The sequence below is a fragment of the Nitrospirillum guaranorum genome, assembly GCF_034653275.1.
GTDB lineage: Bacteria > Pseudomonadota > Alphaproteobacteria > Azospirillales > Azospirillaceae > Nitrospirillum.
The window spans coordinates 318,912-336,562 of sequence record NZ_JAYEES010000003.1; the positions used below are offsets into that span (position 1 = coordinate 318,912).

General features: G+C 68.8%; 14 protein-coding genes. 4 read left to right on the top strand and 10 right to left on the bottom strand.

What is annotated here, in order from left to right:
* A complete protein-coding gene (locus tag UAJ10_RS10275; protein ID WP_322915282.1) occupies positions 1-897 on the top strand; it encodes an SDR family oxidoreductase in 897 nt (298 codons plus the stop codon).
* Here the strand turns inward: UAJ10_RS10275 and UAJ10_RS10280 are convergent.
* Together UAJ10_RS10280 and UAJ10_RS10285 are read right to left on the bottom strand one after the other, a co-directional pair.
* Positions 885-1,616, bottom strand: a complete 732-nt coding sequence (locus tag UAJ10_RS10280; RefSeq protein ID WP_322915283.1) for a hypothetical protein — start codon at positions 1,614-1,616, stop codon at positions 885-887. The two genes, UAJ10_RS10275 and UAJ10_RS10280, sit on opposite strands and share 13 nt — an antisense overlap.
* 254 nt (positions 1,617-1,870) lie before the next feature.
* The gene (locus UAJ10_RS10285; RefSeq protein ID WP_322915284.1) at positions 1,871-2,542 is read right to left on the bottom strand and encodes a glutathione S-transferase family protein; all 672 of its coding nucleotides are present in this window, start codon (positions 2,540-2,542) and stop codon (positions 1,871-1,873) included.
* Positions 2,543-2,618: 76 nt separating this feature from the next.
* Here UAJ10_RS10285 and UAJ10_RS10290 point away from each other — a divergent pair, with 76 nt between their 5' ends.
* Positions 2,619-3,095 (top strand): GNAT family N-acetyltransferase, encoded by a 477-nt coding sequence (locus UAJ10_RS10290; protein WP_322917307.1) that lies wholly within the window; start codon positions 2,619-2,621, stop codon positions 3,093-3,095.
* Positions 3,096-3,143: 48 nt separating this feature from the next.
* On the opposite strand, the gene UAJ10_RS10295 is transcribed toward UAJ10_RS10290, so the two are convergent.
* Positions 3,144-4,409: a polyhydroxyalkanoate depolymerase gene (locus UAJ10_RS10295; RefSeq protein ID WP_322917308.1), complete on the bottom strand. Its 1,266-nt coding sequence runs from the start codon at positions 4,407-4,409 to the stop codon at positions 3,144-3,146.
* Positions 4,410-4,901: 492 nt separating this feature from the next.
* On the opposite strand from UAJ10_RS10295, the gene recQ reads away from it, so the two are divergent.
* Entirely contained in the window at positions 4,902-6,959 is a 2,058-nt protein-coding gene (recQ, locus tag UAJ10_RS10300; protein ID WP_322915285.1) for a DNA helicase RecQ, read from the top strand.
* Between the two features lie 292 nt (positions 6,960-7,251).
* Entirely contained in the window at positions 7,252-9,552 is a 2,301-nt protein-coding gene (locus tag UAJ10_RS10305) for a transglycosylase domain-containing protein (protein ID WP_322915286.1), read from the top strand.
* A gap of 52 nt (positions 9,553-9,604) precedes the next feature.
* Here the strand turns inward: UAJ10_RS10305 and UAJ10_RS10310 are convergent, their stop codons facing one another.
* The 7 genes from UAJ10_RS10310 to rpmB form a co-directional block, all read right to left on the bottom strand.
* Entirely contained in the window at positions 9,605-11,323 is a 1,719-nt protein-coding gene (locus UAJ10_RS10310; protein WP_322915287.1) for an acyl-CoA dehydrogenase family protein, read from the bottom strand.
* A gap of 74 nt (positions 11,324-11,397) precedes the next feature.
* Positions 11,398-12,039, bottom strand: a complete 642-nt coding sequence (locus UAJ10_RS10315; protein ID WP_322915288.1) for a MarC family protein — start codon at positions 12,037-12,039, stop codon at positions 11,398-11,400.
* 114 nt (positions 12,040-12,153) lie between these two features.
* On the bottom strand, positions 12,154-13,164 hold the full coding sequence (gene ltaE / locus UAJ10_RS10320; protein WP_322915289.1) for a low-specificity L-threonine aldolase: 1,011 nt from the start codon (positions 13,162-13,164) through the stop codon (positions 12,154-12,156).
* A gap of 72 nt (positions 13,165-13,236) precedes the next feature.
* Positions 13,237-14,844, bottom strand: a complete 1,608-nt coding sequence (locus UAJ10_RS10325) for a lysine--tRNA ligase (RefSeq protein ID WP_322915290.1) — start codon at positions 14,842-14,844, stop codon at positions 13,237-13,239.
* Between the two features lie 106 nt (positions 14,845-14,950).
* Positions 14,951-16,213 carry a tRNA guanosine(34) transglycosylase Tgt gene (tgt, locus tag UAJ10_RS10330; protein WP_322915291.1) on the bottom strand — a complete coding sequence of 421 codons (1,263 nt, stop codon included), beginning with the start codon at positions 16,211-16,213 and terminating at the stop codon, positions 14,951-14,953.
* Positions 16,214-16,247: 34 nt separating this feature from the next.
* Positions 16,248-17,045, bottom strand: coding sequence for a queuosine precursor transporter (locus tag UAJ10_RS10335; RefSeq protein WP_322915292.1), 798 nt, complete (start codon positions 17,043-17,045; stop codon positions 16,248-16,250).
* 146 nt (positions 17,046-17,191) lie between these two features.
* Positions 17,192-17,488, bottom strand: a complete 297-nt coding sequence (gene rpmB, locus UAJ10_RS10340) for a 50S ribosomal protein L28 (protein WP_040846783.1) — start codon at positions 17,486-17,488, stop codon at positions 17,192-17,194.
* Positions 17,489-17,651: the final 163 nt, after the last annotated feature.

Sequence of the window (17,651 nt, forward strand, 5' to 3'; positions counted from 1 at the left end):
ATGTCGCATTCCCCCATCCCCGGCCGCCTGTTCTGCTTCGGCCTGGGCTTCAGCGCCACGGCCCTGGCCCGCCGCCTGCTTGACGCCGGCTGGCAGGTGGCCGGCACCTGCCGCACGGCGGAGAAGGCGACCGCCCTGCGCGCCCAGGGCATCGAGGCCCACGTCTTCAGTCCCGACAAGCCGCTGGAGCCAGGCGCCATGGCCGGCACCACCCACCTGCTGGACTCGGTGCCGCCCACGGCGGAGGGCGACAGGGTGCTGGCGGCCCTCACGCCCGACATCCTGGCCCTGCCCGGTCTGCGCTGGGTTGGCTATCTGTCCACCACCGGCGTCTATGGCAACAAGGACGGTGGCTGGGTGGACGAATCGGACCCCGTGCGGCCTGCGACGGAGCGAGGCAAGGCCCGCGCGGTGGCGGAGACGCAATGGACGGCCCTGCATGACGCCCATGGCCTGCCCGTCCATCGCTTCCGCCTGCCCGGTATCTATGGCCCCGGGCGCAGCGCGCTGGACCAGATGCGGGCCGGCACCGCGCGCCGGGTGGACAAGAAGGGCCAGGTGTTCAGCCGCATCCACATCCATGATTTGGGCAGCGCCCTGATGGCCAGCATGGAACGGCCCAACCCCGGCGCCATCTACAACGTGGCCGACGACCACCCCTGCCCCTCCCCCGACGTGGTGTCCTATGCCGCCGAGCTGCTGGGGCTGGAGCCGCCGCCGCTGGTGCCGTTCGAGCAGGCCGACCTGTCGCCCATGGCCACCAGCTTCTATGGCGAGAACAAGCGCATCTCCAACGCCCGCATGAAGGCGGAGCTGGGGGTTACCCTGCGCTACCCCAGCTATCGCGAGGGGCTGGCGGACCAGCTGGCGGCCGAAAGGGCCGCTCACCGCCCCTGAGGCGCCGCCGGGGCGTAGGCCGAGAAGGTGACGTGGGCCGTCTGCGTCGCTTTCTGCGCCACGTCCAGCCCGCCGCCCTCGGCCGGGGCGCCGTCCGCCGTCTTGGCCATGGCCATCATCGGTGCGCGAGGCGCCATGCCAACGCCGATCACCGGGGTGTTGAAGTCCACCCGGCCGACGCGGAAGTCGCGGCCGGGGAAGGCGGCGTTCAGGCCCTTCATCTCCTCCGTCACGCGGCGATACAGCGTCTCTCGCAGGCGGGTGCGCACGGCCTCCTGCTCCGCCAGGGTGGGGGTGAAGTCCACGCCCTCCACCCGGATCTGCAGGCCGGCGCGGCTGGCTTGGCGGGCGCGGTCGGCCAGGCCGCCCAGCTGGACCTCCGGCAGGCGGGCCTCAAGCGCCGCCCGCCAATGATCCAGGCCGGCGGCGTCCTGCTGCCGGTCGAAGGAGACGACGCGCCACTCGCCCTTGTCGGACACGGCCTGCGCCGCCTTGAGCACGTCGGCGCGGGCGGAGCCGGCGTTGCCGCCGCCGGCATCCACCGTCAGCGACACGCGTGCCGTGTCGGTCTTCACCCAATCCTCCGCCGTCAGGGTCAAGGTCACCTGGTCCTGCGCCGGCTGGGCCGCCATGACCTGCGCCACGGCGGGCGCTGCGGCCAGGGGCAGGGCCGCCAGGCTGGCGGTCGCGATCAGGGAGGCGGCGATCAGGTTCCGCATAGGGGTCCCATCCGTTCTTGGGCCGGCGCGGGATGCACCGGCGGTCCCCCTGCTTGTGGCAAAGGGTCGCGGCGGATTTATGGCGGGAACAAATCAGAGGGATGGCTTGCCAGAACCCCCAGCGGCATGGGTTTCATGCCGCTGTAGGCCGCGACGGCGGCCGCCGGAGCTTTCCGGGGAGCGTAGCGGACTGGAAAGCGAGGAAGCCAAGCCAGCGTATGCTGGCGCCCGGCGCCTGAGGGTGCGCCAAAAAACTAAAAATCCAGATCCGCGTAGTGCTTGGGCGGCGGGGCGCCCGGCAGGTGGTCGCCCAGCAGGGGGCGGAAGCTGGGGCGGCACTTGATGCGCATGTACCAGTCCTTGGCCTCGGGGTGCTGGTCCCACGGCACGTCGCCCAGGTAATCGATGGTGGACAGGTGCGCCGCCGCCGCGATGTCGGCCAGCGAGAACTCGTTGCCTGCCAGCCACTTCCGCCGGTCCGCCAGGTAGGCGATGTAGTCCAGGTGGTAGTGGATATTGGCCAGGCCGGCTCGGATGGCCTGGGCATGCGGCGTGCCGGAGCCGGAGAAGCGCTTGATCAGCTTTTCCCCCACCAGGTTCTCCGTCACCTCCTGGTTGAACTTCACGTCGAACCAGGCGGCCAGGCGCCGCACCTCCGCCCGCAGCAGGACCTCGCGGCCCAGCAGCGTGGGGGCGTGGGGGTAGGCCTCTTCCAGGTAATTGCAGATGGCGGCGTGTTCCACCACCGTCGCCCCGTCATCCTCGACCAGCACCGGCAGTTCGCCAGCCGGGTTCAGCGCCAGAAACTCCTCACGGCGTTCCCAGGGCTTTTCGACCTCGAGGTCGACCTCGAGGCGCTTTTCCGCCAGCACGACGCGGACCTTGCGTGCGAAGGGGGACAAGGGATGGTGGACAAGTGTACGCATGTGGGCCGGCAATCTAACGTAAGCGCGTGGATTTCAATAGAGCCTAAAGGCCTTAAGCGGAGATCACCCTATGGCCATGCCCGAGTCACCCCGCCCGGAAATTAAGATAGAGCCCATTGGCACCGATGACGAGGCCGCATGGCGCCCTTTATGGGATCAATACTGCGCTTTTTACCAGGTCCGCGTTGATCCGGGTGTGACAACCACGTTATGGGCGCGCTTGCAGGACCCCAATTCGGCCGTGAAGGCGCTGGTGGCGCGGGGTGGCGACGGCCGCATCCTGGGCTTCTGCCACTACGTCCTGCACCCCAACACCTGGGGCGCCAGCCTGATCTGTTATCTCGAAGATCTGTTCACCGACCCCGCATCGCGCGGCCAGGGCGTGGGCCGGGCCCTGATCGAGCGGCTGGTGGCGCTGGGCCGGGAGCACGGCTGGGGCCGCGTCTACTGGCACACGCAAGCGACCAACGCCACCGCGCGCCGGCTGTACGATAGCGTGACTGACGGCGCGGACGGCTTCGTGCGCTACGTCATCCCGATCCAGCACCAATGAAAAAGGGCGGCCCCGAAGGACCGCCCTTTCCCATTCCGTGTCCGCTGATCAGACCGCCGCGCCCCGTCGCGGCGTGGCCGTGGCCGCGCGCTCGTGGCTGCGGATGAAGTCGCGCACGCGCGGCATGATGTGCTCACGCCACCGGCGGCCGTTGAAGATGCCGTAGTGGCCGACGCCCTGCTGCAGGTGATGCCGCTTCATGCCGTCGTCCAAGCCGCTGCACAGCGCGTGGGCCGCCACCGTCTGGCCGGGGGCGGAGATGTCGTCCAGCTCCCCCTCCACCGTGAACAGCGCCGTCTTCTTGATGGCCGAGGGATCGACCCGCATGCCCCGGTATTCCAGGGTGCCCTTGGGCAGGTCGTGGTCCTGGAAAACGATCTTGACCGTCTGCAGGTAGAACTCCGCCGTCAGGTCCATGACCGACAGGTATTCGTCGTAGAAGCGGCGGTGCGCCTCCGCACTCTCGCCGTCGCCGCGCACCAGGTGCTTGAACAGGTCGACATGGGCGCCAACGTGCCGGTCCAGGTTCATGGACATGAAGCCGGTCAGCTGGATGAAGCCGGGGTACACGTGCCGCATGGCGCCCGGGTAGTAGACCGGGACCGAGGTGGTCACCGTGCGCTCGAACCAGCCGATGTCGCGGGTCTCGGCCAGTTGGGTCACCTGGGTGGGCGACACGCGGGTGTCGATGGGGCCACCCATCAGGGTCATGCTGCGCGGCTGGCAGGTGTCCTCCATCTGGGCCATGACGGCCGCGGCCACCAGCACCGGCACGGCCGGCTGGCAGACGGCGATGACATGGGTGTCCGGACCCAGGAAGCGGATGAAATCCATGACATATTCGACGTAGTCGTCGAAGTCGAAGCGGCCACGCGACAGGGGCACCAGCTTCGCGTCCACCCAGTCCGTGATGTAAACGTCGTGGGACGGCAGCAGCGCCTCCACCGTGCCGCGCAGCAGGGTGGCGTAGTGGCCCGACATGGGGGCCACCACCAGCACCTTGGGGTCGCTGTGCGGCGTGGCGCGCTGGAAATGGCGCAGGACGCAGAAGGGCTTGCGCAGCGCCGCCTCCTCCGTCACCGCCACCTCACGGCCATCGATGTGGGTGATGTTCAGGCCGAATTCCGGCTTGCCCCAGCGGCGCGTCGTGCGCTCGATCAGCTCGCCGGCGGCGGCCATGGCGCGGCCCATGCCGGTGTAGGAGGCTGGGACGAAGGGATTGCGGAAGGTCGCCTGCGTCGCCTCCGCCACCAGGCGGAGCGGGGTCAGGGCGGCATGGTGCATGTCAAACAGCTGGTACAGCACGCGGATCATCCTCGTCATTGGACGTGGCGGCGCCGGACATCCCTTAGCGGTGGGCTGGGCGGCGTCTCGGGGACACGAAGGCTTGCCGCGATGGCGGCCCCAGGCGCGCCGCATACCCTAACTGCCGGCCCCGGAGCTATATCCGAGGGGGTAGGCGGCCATTCAACTACGCCTCGTCCCTTATCCTACGTAGGTAAGGATGAAAAGGCCCTTAATGAAGGGAGCGAACGATACCGGTCACATTTTCGCAATGGAAGACCGATTCCTTCAAGCCCTCTCGTGATCCTGGCCTCTCCTCACAAAGAAGGACGGCGGCGCTCGCGCCGTGTAGGCATCCTTAAACCGCCGGCGTTCCCGCGATGTTCCCGCCATGATGGGGAACGCCACAGGAAGCAGTGGACAGCGACCCCGTGGGGCCCCTAGATATGGGCTTATCCTAGCTTCGCACCGCTATCCCTGGCCCTGCCTGCGCCTTACGGCGGGCCACGCCTCAGAGCCGTCATGTCCCACGCCCGGCCCCTTTCCGCCAGCCTGTTCGACCGGGAGCCCGACTTCCCGGACACCGGCCATCCCGACGCCGGCTTCCCGGATGTGGGCTTCCCGGATGTGGGCTTCCAGGACCCTGGACATCCGGAGGCCGGTGACTTCGTGCCCGACCATTACGCGGACGCGCCGGAGCCCAGCATCCTTCACGGCGACTGGCCGGAAGATGAGGGGCCCCAGGGCGCACAGCGTGACCCGGTGGCGACGGCGCGGGACATCCTGAAGCGCGTCTACGGCTATTCCGCCTTCCGCGGCAACCAGGAAGACATCATCACCCACGTCATCCAGGGCGGCGACGCCCTGGTGCTGATGCCCACCGGCGGCGGCAAGTCGCTGTGCTTCCAGATCCCGGCCCTGGCGCGGCCGGGTGTGGCCATCGTCGTCAGCCCCCTGATCGCCCTGATGCGCGACCAAGTGGACACGCTGCGCCAGGCCGGCGTGCGTGCGGCCTACCTGAATTCCACCCTGGACTGGCGCGAGGCGCTGGACGTGGAGCGGGCGTGCGAGCGCGGCGACCTGGACCTCTTGTACGTGGCGCCGGAGCGGCTGGTGACCCCGCGTTTCCTGGAGCTGCTGGACCGGTCGCGCATCTCCCTCTTCGCCCTGGACGAAGCGCACTGCGTCAGCCAGTGGGGCCACGACTTCCGGCCGGAATACCTGCAGCTGTCGGTGCTGCACGAGCGTTTCCCCACCGTGCCGCGCATCGCGCTGACGGCCACGGCGGACGCGCAGACCCAAGCCGACATCGTGGAGCGGCTGGCCCTGGGCGAGGCGCGGCAGTTCGTCTCCAGCTTCGACCGGCCCAACATCACCTATCGCGTGGCGCCCAAGGACAATGAGCGCCGGCAACTGCTGGATTTCATCCGCCGCCACCATGCGGAGGACGCGGGCATCGTCTATTGCCTGTCGCGTGCCCGGGTGGAGGCGCTGGCCGACTGGCTGAAGGAACAGGGGCTGGACGCCCTGCCCTACCACGCCGGTCTGGACGCCTCGGTCCGCCAGGCCAACCAGGACCGCTTCATCAAGGGCGAGGGCGTGGTGGTGGTGGCGACCATCGCCTTCGGCATGGGCATCGACAAGCCCAACGTCCAATTCGTCGTGCACATGGACGCGCCCAAGAGCCTGGAGGCCGATTACCAGGAAACCGGCCGTGCCGGCCGCGACGGCCTGCCCGCCAACGCCCTGATGCTGTACGGCCTGCAGGACGTGGTCATGCTGCGCCAGATGATGGACGCCTCGGACAGCAGCGCCCAGCACAAGCGGACGGAGCGGCGCAAGCTGGACGCCCTGCTGGGCTTCTGCGAGACCGCGCATTGCCGCCGCCAGGTGCTGCTGACCTATTTCGGGGAAGAGCATCCCGGCAACTGCGGCAACTGCGACACCTGCTTCGAACCGGTGGAGACATGGGACGGCACGGTGGCGGCGCAGAAGGCGCTGTCGGCCGTCTACCGCACCGGCCAGAAGTTCGGCGTGGGCCATCTGATCGACGTGCTGCGCGGCGGCGCCACGGAAAAGGTGGTGCGCTTCGGCCATGACCAGCTGAAGACCTTCGGCTGCGGCGCTGAGATTTCCAAGGGCGACTGGCAGACGGTGTTCCGCCAGCTGGTGGCGCTGGGCCACCTGACCGCCGACCCGGAGGGCCATGGCGGCCTGATGCTGACCGACCAGGCGGCATCGGTGCTGAAGGGGCAGGAAACCGTGCGCCTGCGCCGCGACCGCGCCGTGCTGTCGGGCGACGGGCGCCGTGGCGGCGGCCGCGCCGGCGGCGGCCGCGCGGGCCCCTCGCTGGCCCCGCCGGACGACAAGCTGTGGCACAAGCTGAAAGCCGTGCGCCTGGAACTGGCCAAGGCCCAGGGCGTGCCGCCCTACGTCATCTTCCACGACAGCACGCTGATGGAAATGGTCATCAGCCGCCCCCGTGACCTGACCGGCCTGGGGCTGTTGCCCGGGGTGGGCGTGCGCAAGCTGGAACGCTACGGCGCGACGTTCCTGGACGCCATCCTGGCGGATGGTTGAGTGCGCCCTCAATCGCCGGGCGCCCACATGCGCTGGCTTGAGGAATAAAATACTGCGGCCAAACGCCGCCCTGAAAACGCCCTTTTTGGCCTCTAACGCTGCATCAGGGCCGATGGAGCCGCCCGTAACGCCGGGTGGACAAGGCGCCCGGGATGGCGAAGGGATAAGGGGTCAGGGTTGACCAGCCGGCGCTTTCCGCAGGGTCACCCCATCCCCTAGATAGGGCCTGTCACCGCCTGCCTTCCCCTGATGACCGGCGCTCCCAAAGGGACGCCTTAGTTGAGCCGCCGCCTTGAGCCCTGACGACACCGACACCTCGCTGCGCGCCTTCCGCCCTGTGGGCAGCCAGCCGGCGCCGCGCCGCAAGCCGGCCGCCCCGGCCAAGGCCGCCACTCCCCGCGTGACCCCCCGCCCGCGCCCCGATGGGGGCGATGAAGGCGGGGCTGGTGGCAATGGCGGCGGCAGCGCCGGTAACAGCCAGCCGCCGCGCCGCCGTCCGCCACCCGGCCGCCGGCCTGCGCCCAAGCGCCGCTCGGGCGGCCCACGCATGCCGTGGTGGGTGAAGACGCTGGTAGTGCTGGGCATCTGGGGCGTGATGGTCCTCGCCGGCGTCGTCGCCTACTTCGCCTACGACCTGCCGGAGATCAGCCAAGTCGCGCAGTTCCAGCGCCGCCCCGCCGTCACCGTGCTGGCGGCCGATGGCAGCAAGCTGGCCCGCTTCGGCGACATGCGCGGCGAGACGCTGGAGGTGTCGGAGATCTCGCCGGACCTGGTCCACGCCGTCCTGGCGGTGGAGGACCGGCGCTTCTATAGTCATTTCGGTGTCGATCCGATCGGCATCGCCCGTGCCGCCTGGACCGACTACCGCACCGGGCACATGCGCCAGGGCGCCTCCACCATCACCCAGCAGCTGGCGCGCAACCTGTTCCTGTCGCCGGCCAAGACCATGCGCCGCAAGGTGCAGGAGGCGATGCTGGCCCTGATGCTGGAGCATCGCTACACCAAGGACCAGATCCTGGGCGCCTACCTGAACCGGGTGTATCTGGGCGCCGGCACCTATGGCGTGGACGCGGCCGCCCGCACCTATTTCGACAAGCCGGCGACCGAGGTGAATTTGCGTGAGGCGGCCATCATCGCCGGCCTGCTGAAAGCGCCTTCCAAATACTCGCCCAGCGCCAACAACGAACGCACCGAGCAGCGCATGGCCGTGGTGCTGGCCACCATGGTGGACGCCGGCTACATCACGGTGGATCAGGCCAAGGCGGTGGTGAACCAGCCGGCCCAGCCGCGCGCCAACCCGGCGGTCGAGGGCGACGGACGCTATTTCGCCGCCTGGGTGGCCGACCAGGTCAACGCCTTCATCGGCCCCAACCACGGCGACCTGGTGGTGCACACCACCTATGACGCCAAGATGCAGCGGGCGGCGACAGCCCATGTGGCGGAAATCCTGAACGGCCCCGGCGCCGCCGCCAACGTCCACCAGGCCGCCGTGGTCATCATGGCGCCGGACGGCGCGGTGAAGGCCATGGTGGGTGGACGCGATTACGACGAAAGCCAGTTCAACCGCGCCACGCAGGCCCTGCGCCAGCCCGGCTCCTCCTTCAAGCCCTTCGTCTATCTGGCGGCGCTGGAGGCGGGCCGCACGCCCGACGACCTGATCCTGGACGCCCCCTACAAGCGCGGGAAGTGGGAGCCCAAGAACTACGAGCCCGGCTACATGGGCGAGATTCCGTTGCGCACGGCGCTGGCCCACTCGGTCAACACCGCCACCATCCGCCTGCTGGAAAGCGTGGGCATCGACCGCGCCATCGCCGTCGCCCGCCGCCTGGGCATCACCGCCCCCTTGCGCCGCGACCTGTCGCTGGCGCTGGGCACCAGCGAGGTGACGCCCCTGGAACTGACGGGCGCCTACACCGCCATCGCCAACGGTGGCCGGGCCGTCTTCCCCTACGGCATCACCGAGATCCGCGACGCCGACGACAGCGTGCTGTACCAGCGCAAGGGCAGCGGCGCCGGCTATGCCATCGCCGCGGCGGAGGACGCCAACCTGGTGCGCATGATGATGGGCGTGGTTCAGGTGGGCACCGGCAAGTCGGCCCAGCTGGCCGACCGCCCCATCGCCGGCAAGACCGGCACCACCCAGGACTATCGCGACGCCTGGTTCATGGGCTTCACCGCCGACTACGTCACCGGCGTTTGGCTGGGCAACGACGACGGCGATGAGATGAAGCGCATCACCGGCGGCACCCTGCCGGCCAAGCTGTGGAAGGCCATCATGACCGACCTGGAGCAAGGCCTGCCCGTGCGCGACCTGATCCCGCTGCAGCCGGCCGCCGTGCAGGACCAGGCGCCCGACGGCCCGGCCGTGCCGCCCCTGCCCACGGTGGAGACCGTGCCCCTGGACGGCACCCCCACCGCCGCCGCCGCGCCCGCCCCCGGGGTTCCGGTGGTCGACACGACGGGCCAGGTCAAGCCGGAGGCGGTGCAGAAGGAAGAGGACCAGGACGACGACAAGGACGTCCCCGACCAGCCCCCGTCCAACAAGCCGGACCCCATCGGGGATCTGCTGAACAAGCTGAAGAAAGAGCAATAGTTTTGAGGTTCCCCAGCCCCCGGCGGCGCATCCGCGCCTTGGCTGGCGCCCCTCACCCCACCGGCTGGTACAGGATCACATCCTCGAACGCGGCCAGGGCCGGTTCCATCTCCGTGGCGATGGGGTTGTGGTGGGCCAGGACGCGGGCGGCGAAGCGGTTGGCCACCAGCATCTTGCGGTGATCACCCAGCTTCAGGTCGGCCACCGCCTCCTCGCACAGCAGGGCCGTGGCCAGGGTGTCGGACAACAGGTCCAACAGGCGCCGGCCGTGGCGGGGCGCCTGATCGGGATTGCGGCGCAGGTGGGACAGGGCGGCCCGGCATTCCTCCAGCGCGCCCTCCAGCAGGTCGGCGGTGTCGCCCGCCTGGGGTGGCAGGTCGGACAGGGCGGCCCCCACCCGGCCCAGGAAGATCTGGTCGCCCGGGCGCTTGCCCGCCACCAGGCGCAACAGCTCCAGCGCCTGGATGTTGGCCGGCCCCTCCCACACGGCGGTCACCAGGCAATCGCGATAGAGCCGGGCGGTGGGGAATTCCTCGGTGTAGCCGTTGCCGCCCACCATCTCGACCGCCATGCGGCAGGCCTTCACCGCCTGGTCGGCTGTGCGGTACTTGGCCAGCGCCGTCACCAGGCGCAGCCAGTCCCCACCCTGGTCCGGGTCGCTGTCACCGGTCGCCAGGGCGTCGAAGGCGAACACCGATTCGAAGGACAGCGTCACCGCCGCCTCCAGCTCCATCTGCATGTCCAGCAACTGGTCCCGCACCATGGGGTACTGGATGACGGTCTGGCCGAAGGCGGCGCGGTGCGCCGACCAGCCCAGCGCTTCGACGAAGGCGCGGCGCAGCAGGCCGGCGGACGCCACGGCGTTGTGGATGCGGCTGTACTCCAGGGCGGCCATCATGACCTTCAGGCCTTCGCCCGGGCCCGCCACCTCGAAAGCGGTGGCGCCGTTGAGGTCCAGCTCCGCCGTGGCCAGGCCGCGCGTGCCCACCTTCTCCTTCAGGCGGCGGACGCTGTAGGCGTTCGGTTGGCCGTCCTCTAGATGGCTGGGCACCAGATAGCAGCCCAGGCCCCTTCCACCGCTTAACGGACCCTCGTTGGATGAGCCCTCCGGCCGGGCGGTGGCCAGGGCCAGGCCGGACCCGGCGTTGCTGGTGAACCATTTCAGGCCGTGCAGCGCCCAGCCCTCATCCGTCTTCATGGCCCGCGTGGTGGTGGCGCCCACATCCGATCCACCGTGCAGTTCCGTCGCCCAGGTGCCGCCGGACAGCGCCCGGCCGTCCATGCGCGTCAGTTCCGGCAGGAAGCGCGCCCGCAGATCGTCGGGCGCCACAGTGTTCAGCACATGCGCCACCGCTCCCGTCATGGTGACCGGGCAATGGATGGACACGTCCGCCTGGCTCAGCAGATAGCCCATGGTGAAGCAGGCCAGGTGCCGGCCCGACGCGCCCTTCTGATAGGGCAGGCCGACGGCACCCCGGACATAAGCCTCGGCATGGCATTCCAGATAGCGGGGGTTGAAGACGATGGGGTCGCCCTGGTGCCCGTTGGGGCCGTAAGGCTGGGGCGTGTGTTGGGGGTTGGCGTGGCGGTCGGTGTATTCCGCCTGCTCATCCAGCGGGCCGCCGGCCCAGGCCCCGAAATCGGCCAGCCTGTCCTCGTGCCGCTGCAACTCCTCCGGCGCGCGCCGCTCCAGCAGGCGCTGCAGGTTGATGTCGGCGATGTACAGGTTCGTGCCCCGGGCGGTGCGGGGAACCTCTTCCGGCTCGATCATGGTGTTTCATCTCCCTCGTTGTGGGGAGTGTGCGCCAGGATCGACGGCGCTGGAAACCTTTAAGGTCGCTGGTCTCAGCCAGCGCCGACCAAGCCGGGGAACAGGTTGCGTAGCCCGGCCGCGATGGTTTCCACCGCGACCGAGGCCAGCAGCAGGCCGAACAGGCGGCTCATGATGTTCAGGCCGATCTGGCCCAGGCGGTTGCCGATGGGACCGGCCAGGCGCAGGGCGCCCCACAGCAGCAGGCAGACGAAGACGATGCAGCCGATGATCAGGCCGCCGTGGATGGGGCCGTGGCCTTTCTGCATCTGGATGATGACGGCGGTGATGGCGCCGGGGCCGGCCAGCAGGGGCAGGCCCAGCGGCACCACGCCGATGGCGCTGCGTCCCTCCGCCTCGCTGGCCTCGCCCTCCGTCTGTTTCATGGCGGAGACGTTGGCGTTCAGCATGGACAGGGCGATCAGCAGCAGCACCAGGCCGCCGCCCACGCGGAAGCTGTCCAGGCTGGTGCCCAGCAGGCGCAGCACCAGGTCGCCGACGAGGGCGGAGACGATCAGCACGGTGGCCACGGTCAGCACCGCCTGGCGGGCGATGATGTTGCGCTCGCGCTGGCTGCGTCCCTCGGTGAGGCCCAGGAAGATGGGGATGGCGGCGAAGGGGGTCAGAATGGCGAACAGCGCGATGACGAACTTGCTGTATTCCTGCCATGACGCCACGAACGACGATAAATCCAAGGCCACCCCCGCCACGCTCGCCCCGCGGCCAGTCGCGGGGGTGTGGCAGAGTAGCGTTGGCGACGGCGCCGCTTCAACCGCTCAGCGCACGGTTTCTCAACGGAAAAAGGCCGCCACGACGTCCAGCGCCGCCTCCACGGCCGCCGCATCCACATCCAGGTGGGTCACCCAGCGCTGCAGGCCGTAGGTGCTGGTGACGGCGATGCCGTTGGCCTTCAGGTGGACGTTGAAGGCGTCGGCCACGTCGGACGCCACGGCCACGAACAGGATGTTGGTGTCGGGCGGGGTGACGGTCAGGGCGGGGAAGGCGGACAGCCCCTCGGCCAGGCGCCGGGCGTTGGCATGGTCGTCGGCCAGCCGCGCCACGTTGTGCTCCAGGGCGTACAGGCCGGCGGCGGCCAGGATGCCCACCTGGCGCAAGGCCCCGCCCAGCATCTTGCGGATGCGCCGGGCGCGCTGGATCAGGTCGGCCCCGCCCACCAGCACGCTGCCCACCGGGGCGCCCAGGCCCTTGGACAGGCAGACGGACACGGTGTCGAAGCCGGCCGCCACCTCCGCCGCCGGCACGCCCAGGGATGTCGCGGCGTTGAACACCCGGGCACCGTCCAGGTGCGTGGCCAGCCCGTGGCGCCGGGCCAGGGCCACGGCGTCCCTCATGTAGGACAGGGGCAGGGCGCGGCCGCCCAGCGTGTTCTCCAGCGCCAGCAGGCGGGTGCGGGCGAAGTGCGGGTCGTCGGGCTTGATGGCGGCCTGGATGTCGGCCAGCGCCAGGGTGCCGTCCGCCTGGTGGGCGATGGGCTGGGGCTGGATGCTGCCCAGCACGGCGGCCCCGCCCGCCTCCCAGCGATAGCAATGGGCCATCTGGCCCACGATGTATTCGTCGCCCCGGCCGCAGTGCGCCATCAGCGCCGCCAGGTTGGACTGCGTTCCCGAGGGCAGGAACAGGCCTGCCGCCTTGCCCAGCAGTTCCGCCGCCCGCTCCTCCAGCCGCTTCACCGTCGGGTCGTCGCCAAACACATCGTCCCCCACCTCCGCATCCGCCATGGCCTGGCGCATGGCGGAGCTGGGCCGGGTGACGGTGTCGCTGCGGAAGTCGTGGCGGATCATGGGGCAGGGGTCCTTGAGAGAGGGCGCCAAAGAAAACGGCCCGGGAAGTGCTTCTTCCTGGGCCGTTACCGCTTACTTGATCCCGTCGCCCAGCGCCTGGTCGATCAGGGCCTTGGTCTCGGCCACGCCATAGAGCGCGATGAAGCTGCCCATGCGGGGGCCGGTGCTCTGGCCCAGCAGCACCTCATAGAGGGTCAGGAACCAGGCGCGCAGCTCGGGGAAGGGGTGGCGTTTGCCGATCTCATAAACCTCGTTCTGCAAGGCCTCGGCATTGGTCAACTGATCGGCCGGCCACTGGGCCAGGGCGGTGCGCAACTCCTCCAGGGCCGCGCGCTCCACATCGGTGGGGGCGCGGTAAACCTTGGTGGGCTTCACGCGGTCCTGGTAGTAGGCGACGGCGTAGCCGACCAGCCGGTCCAGGAAGGGCGAGTTGGCCGGCGTGGCGGCGGGCGCGTAGCGGCTGATGAAGCCCCACATCACATCCGCGTTCTCGGCGTTGGCGGCACCGGCCAGGTTCAGCAGGATGCCGAAGGACAGGTTGGTCTTCAGCTGGTCGGCGGCGGTGGCCCACGCCGGCACCTGGCCGTTGTGGATGTGCCAGGCGGGGTTCTCCAGCGCCTTGGCCGGCTCCTCGCTCTTCAGCTTGTCGACGAAGGTCAGGTAATCGTCCACGGCGCGCGGGATGACGTCGAAGAACAGCTTCTTGGCCGCCCGCGGCTTCTGGAACATGTAGAGCGCCAGGCTTTCCGGCGGAGCGTAGCGCAGCCATTCCTCCATCGTCAGGCCGTTGCCCTTGGACTTGCTGATCTTCTGGCCCTTGTCGTCCAGGAACAGCTCGTAATTGAAGCCTTCCGGCGGCTGGGCGCCCAGGATGCGGCAGATCTTGCTGGCCAGCTCGACGGAGGGGATCAGGTCCTTGCCGGCCATCTCATAGTCCACGCCCAGGGCGAACCAGCGCATGCCCCAGTCGGGCTTCCACTGCAGCTTCACATGGCCGCCGGTGACCGGGGTCTCGACCTTCCGACCGTCCTCATCCTCGAACACCACGGTGCCGGCGTCCGGGTTGATCTCCAGCATCGGCACCTGCAGCACGCGGCCGGTGCTGGGGCTGATGGGAAGGAAGGGGCTGTAGGTCGCCCGACGCTCCTCGCCCAGGGTCGGCAGCATCACGCCCATGATCTCGTCATAGTGGCGCAGCACGGCCAGCAGGGCGTGATCGAAGCGGCCGGAGGTGTACCAGTCGGTGCTGCTCTGGAACTCGTACTCGAAGCCGTAGCTGTCGAGGAAAGCGCGCAGGCGGGCGTTGTTGTGGTGGCCGAAGCTCTCATGCGTGCCGAACGGGTCCGGCACCTTGGTCAGCGGCTTGCCCAGGTGCTGCGCCACCATCTCGCGATTCGGGATGTTGTCCGGAACCTTGCGCAGGCCGTCCATGTCGTCGGAAAAGGCGAACAGGCGGGTGGGCACGCCCGGCGCCAGGCGCTGGAAGGCTTGGCGCACCATGGTGGTGCGGGCCACCTCGCCGAAGGTGCCGATGTGCGGCAGGCCCGACGGGCCGTAGCCGGTCTCGAACAGGACGTAGCCTTTGGGCGGGGCCTTGTCGCCGTAGCGCGCGACCAGTTTGCGCGCCTCCTCAAACGGCCAAGCCTTCGCCTCGCGTGCCAGTTCCTGTTCCGTCGCCATCGCGGTCACTCACGTCAATTCGAATGTGGAAGAAGCCCGGCTCCACAGCGATGCCGAGTCGGGCTCGGCACCGTAGGCGCAGCCAGGATCAGGGTCAATCCAGGGCCTAGGCGGTCCCGCCCTGCGCCGCCTGCTCGTCCCCGCCATTTTCTTGCTGCTGGGGATCGTACACCCAGCGCTTGCGCATCTCCGGCAGTGTGCCGGTGGCGATGCCGTCGCGCACGTCGCGCAGCAGGCGGTTCATGGTGGCGACGTTGTGGATGGATAGCAGCTGCATGGCCAGCAGCTCGCCCGCCTTCAGCAGGTGGTGGATGTAGGCGCGGCTGAAATTGCGGCAGGCGTAGCAGTCGCAGGCCGGGTCGATGGGGTTGGAATCCTCGCGGAAGCGGGAGTTGCGCATGTTCAGCCGCTCCCCCTTCGCCTTCGGCGCAAGCGCCCAGCCATGGCGGGCGATGCGGGTGGGGCTGACGCAGTCGAAGGTGTCGATGCCCTGGACCACGCCCGCGAAGATATCGCGGATGCCGCCGATGCCCAGCAGGTGCACCGGCCGGTCGGGATGGGTGTGGGGCATGGTCATGGCCACCACCTCGTCCATCTGGGCGGTGTTGGCGCCCAGGCTGCCGCCCACGGCCGTGCCGAAGAAGGGGCGGTCCTTGGTGTATGTGGCGCTTTCCTTGCGCAGGTCCTCGTACACCCCGCCCTGGATGATGCCGTAGAGGGCCTGGGGCAGGCCGTTGTAGCTGACACCCCCGCCCTTCGCGAATTCCTTCAAGGACCGGTCGCCCCAGCGGTGGCTCAGCGCCATGGACTTGGCGGTATAGGCGCGGTCGACATGGAAGGGCGTGCACTCGTCGAACTGCACGATCAGGTCGGCGCCCAGCTTGCGCTGGATGTCGATGGACAGTTCGGGGCTGAGGAACAGCTTCTCGCCGTTCATGTAGCTGCGGAAGGTGGCGCCCTTCTCGCTGATCTTCAGCAGGGTGGTGTCGCGCGTCTGGGTGCGCCGTCCCTTGATCTCGTCCGCCACCGAGCCGTGGCCCATGGAGAAGATCTGGAAGCCGCCCGAGTCGGTCAGCATGGGGCCGTCCCAGCCCATGAAGCGGTGCAGGCCGCCCATCTTGGCGACGATGTCGGCGCCGGGCTGGATCATCAGGTGATAGGTGTTGGACAGGATGATGTCCGTCTTCTCCGCCCGCATCTGCGCCGGGGTGACGCCTTTGATGGACGCCTTGGTGCCGCAGAAGATGAAGTTGGGGGTGGAGATGGTGCCGTGCGGCGTCGTCAGCCGGCCCAGGCGCGCCCGGCTGTCGGGGGCCTTGTGGGTGATCTCGAACGAGAACCCGGGATAGGAGGTCGGCAGATCGGACATGGGGACGGACTCTGAAACAAGGGAAAGGACAGGGTCAGGCGCGGGTTTTGGCCAAGTGGGCGGCCAGATGCGGTGCGAGGGCCCGGCGCGACAGGTACATGAAGGGGGTATCCAGCAGGCTGGCGGCCACCCGCATCAAATAGGTGCCCAGGATGTAGGTGAACACCAGGGCATGCCAGTCCACCGGCGTCTCGGCGAAGACGCGCCAGGCCAGCAGGCTGAAGACGGTGTTGTCGATCAGCGCCGACACCATGGTGGAGCCGTTGTTGCGCAGCCACAGGTGCCTCTGCCCCGTCGCCCCCCGGATCTTCTGATAGATCCACACGTCGCACAGCTGGCTGGCCAGGTATGAGGCCATGCCGGACAGGAACAGGGCCGGGGCCGGCAGGAACAGGGCGGCCAGGTGGTCTTGCGTCGACAGCGCCCAGGCCATGTCCTCGCCGGCCTGTTCCGCCGTCATGGGGCGGAAACCCAGGGTGACCAGCATCATCAGCGTGAATAGCAGATAGCCCGCGAAGCTGAGGTAGATGCCGCGCCGCGCCGCCTCCCGCCCGTAATGCTCGGTCAGGATGTCGGTGGCGAGATAGGTCGAGCTGAACAGGATCGTGCCCATGGCCACGGGGTGTTCGTAGAAGGGGAATTGAACCGCCTTCAACACCTCGACGTTGGCGCCGATGATGGCGACGATGATGTAGATGTAGAGGCCGGACTGTCCGAACAGCCGGGCGAGCGCCAGGATGGCGCTGAAACAGAACAGCATTTGGCCCACCAGCAATGCTGCTGGCGGCAGGCCGTTCAGAAATTCGACGAGAGCGGCGGGCGAGAGCGTCATGGATGTGAGGCCCCAGCCCGCGGGCAAGGCGATCGTCACGCGGGGAATGCCGATGAACCGCAGGCGGGCCTGCCGGCGGGCATTCCCTCACAAGGATCGGGGCGGCACCCGGTGGGGCCGCCCCATTCCCGGAAGGCGTGCGATGCTTAGGCGGCGGCCTTGTTGGCCAGGACCTTGGCGATGCGGCGCTTCACGCGGCGCGCATCCAGCGACAGCTCGCTGTCCTTCATGTCCAGCAGGGCGCTGTCCAGGCCGCCCTTGTGCTCGATCGTGCGGATGCCCTTGGTGGACAGGCGCAGACGGACCATGGTGCCCAGCGCGTCGCTCAGCAGCGAGGTCTCCTGGAGGTTGGGCAGGAAACGCCGGCGGGTCTTGTTGTTGGCATGGCTAACATTGTTGCCGAACTGCAGACCTTTGCCGGTCACATCGCACTTGCGGGCCATTGGAGCACCTTCACGGAATAACAAGAATGACGACCCCGGGCGCACACCGCTCCGGAGGGAAGCGGCGATATAACCGAAGGGGCGGCGGAGAGTCAAGGGCGCCCCTGGAAAAACCAGGGGCCAGTCGCCGGCATCCCTGCCATGGCCTGACGGAGAATCAGGC

What these genes read in the sequence shown, in the direction of transcription:
- UAJ10_RS10275 (WP_322915282.1), top strand. Translation starts at nt 1, where the DNA reads ATGTCGCATTCCCCCATCCCCGGCCGCCTGTTCTGCTTCGGCCTGGGC.
- UAJ10_RS10280 (WP_322915283.1), bottom strand. Translation starts at nt 1,616, where the DNA reads ATGCGGAACCTGATCGCCGCCTCCCTGATCGCGACCGCCAGCCTGGCG.
- UAJ10_RS10285 (WP_322915284.1), bottom strand. Translation starts at nt 2,542, where the DNA reads ATGCGTACACTTGTCCACCATCCCTTGTCCCCCTTCGCACGCAAGGTC.
- UAJ10_RS10290 (WP_322917307.1), top strand. Translation starts at nt 2,619, where the DNA reads ATGCCCGAGTCACCCCGCCCGGAAATTAAGATAGAGCCCATTGGCACC.
- UAJ10_RS10295 (WP_322917308.1), bottom strand. Translation starts at nt 4,409, where the DNA reads ATGATCCGCGTGCTGTACCAGCTGTTTGACATGCACCATGCCGCCCTG.
- recQ (WP_322915285.1), top strand. Translation starts at nt 4,902, where the DNA reads ATGTCCCACGCCCGGCCCCTTTCCGCCAGCCTGTTCGACCGGGAGCCC.
- UAJ10_RS10310 (WP_322915287.1), bottom strand. Translation starts at nt 11,323, where the DNA reads ATGATCGAGCCGGAAGAGGTTCCCCGCACCGCCCGGGGCACGAACCTG.
- ltaE (WP_322915289.1), bottom strand. Translation starts at nt 13,164, where the DNA reads ATGATCCGCCACGACTTCCGCAGCGACACCGTCACCCGGCCCAGCTCC.
- UAJ10_RS10325 (WP_322915290.1), bottom strand. Translation starts at nt 14,844, where the DNA reads ATGGCGACGGAACAGGAACTGGCACGCGAGGCGAAGGCTTGGCCGTTT.
- tgt (WP_322915291.1), bottom strand. Translation starts at nt 16,213, where the DNA reads ATGTCCGATCTGCCGACCTCCTATCCCGGGTTCTCGTTCGAGATCACC.
- UAJ10_RS10335 (WP_322915292.1), bottom strand. Translation starts at nt 17,045, where the DNA reads ATGACGCTCTCGCCCGCCGCTCTCGTCGAATTTCTGAACGGCCTGCCG.
- rpmB (WP_040846783.1), bottom strand. Translation starts at nt 17,488, where the DNA reads ATGGCCCGCAAGTGCGATGTGACCGGCAAAGGTCTGCAGTTCGGCAAC.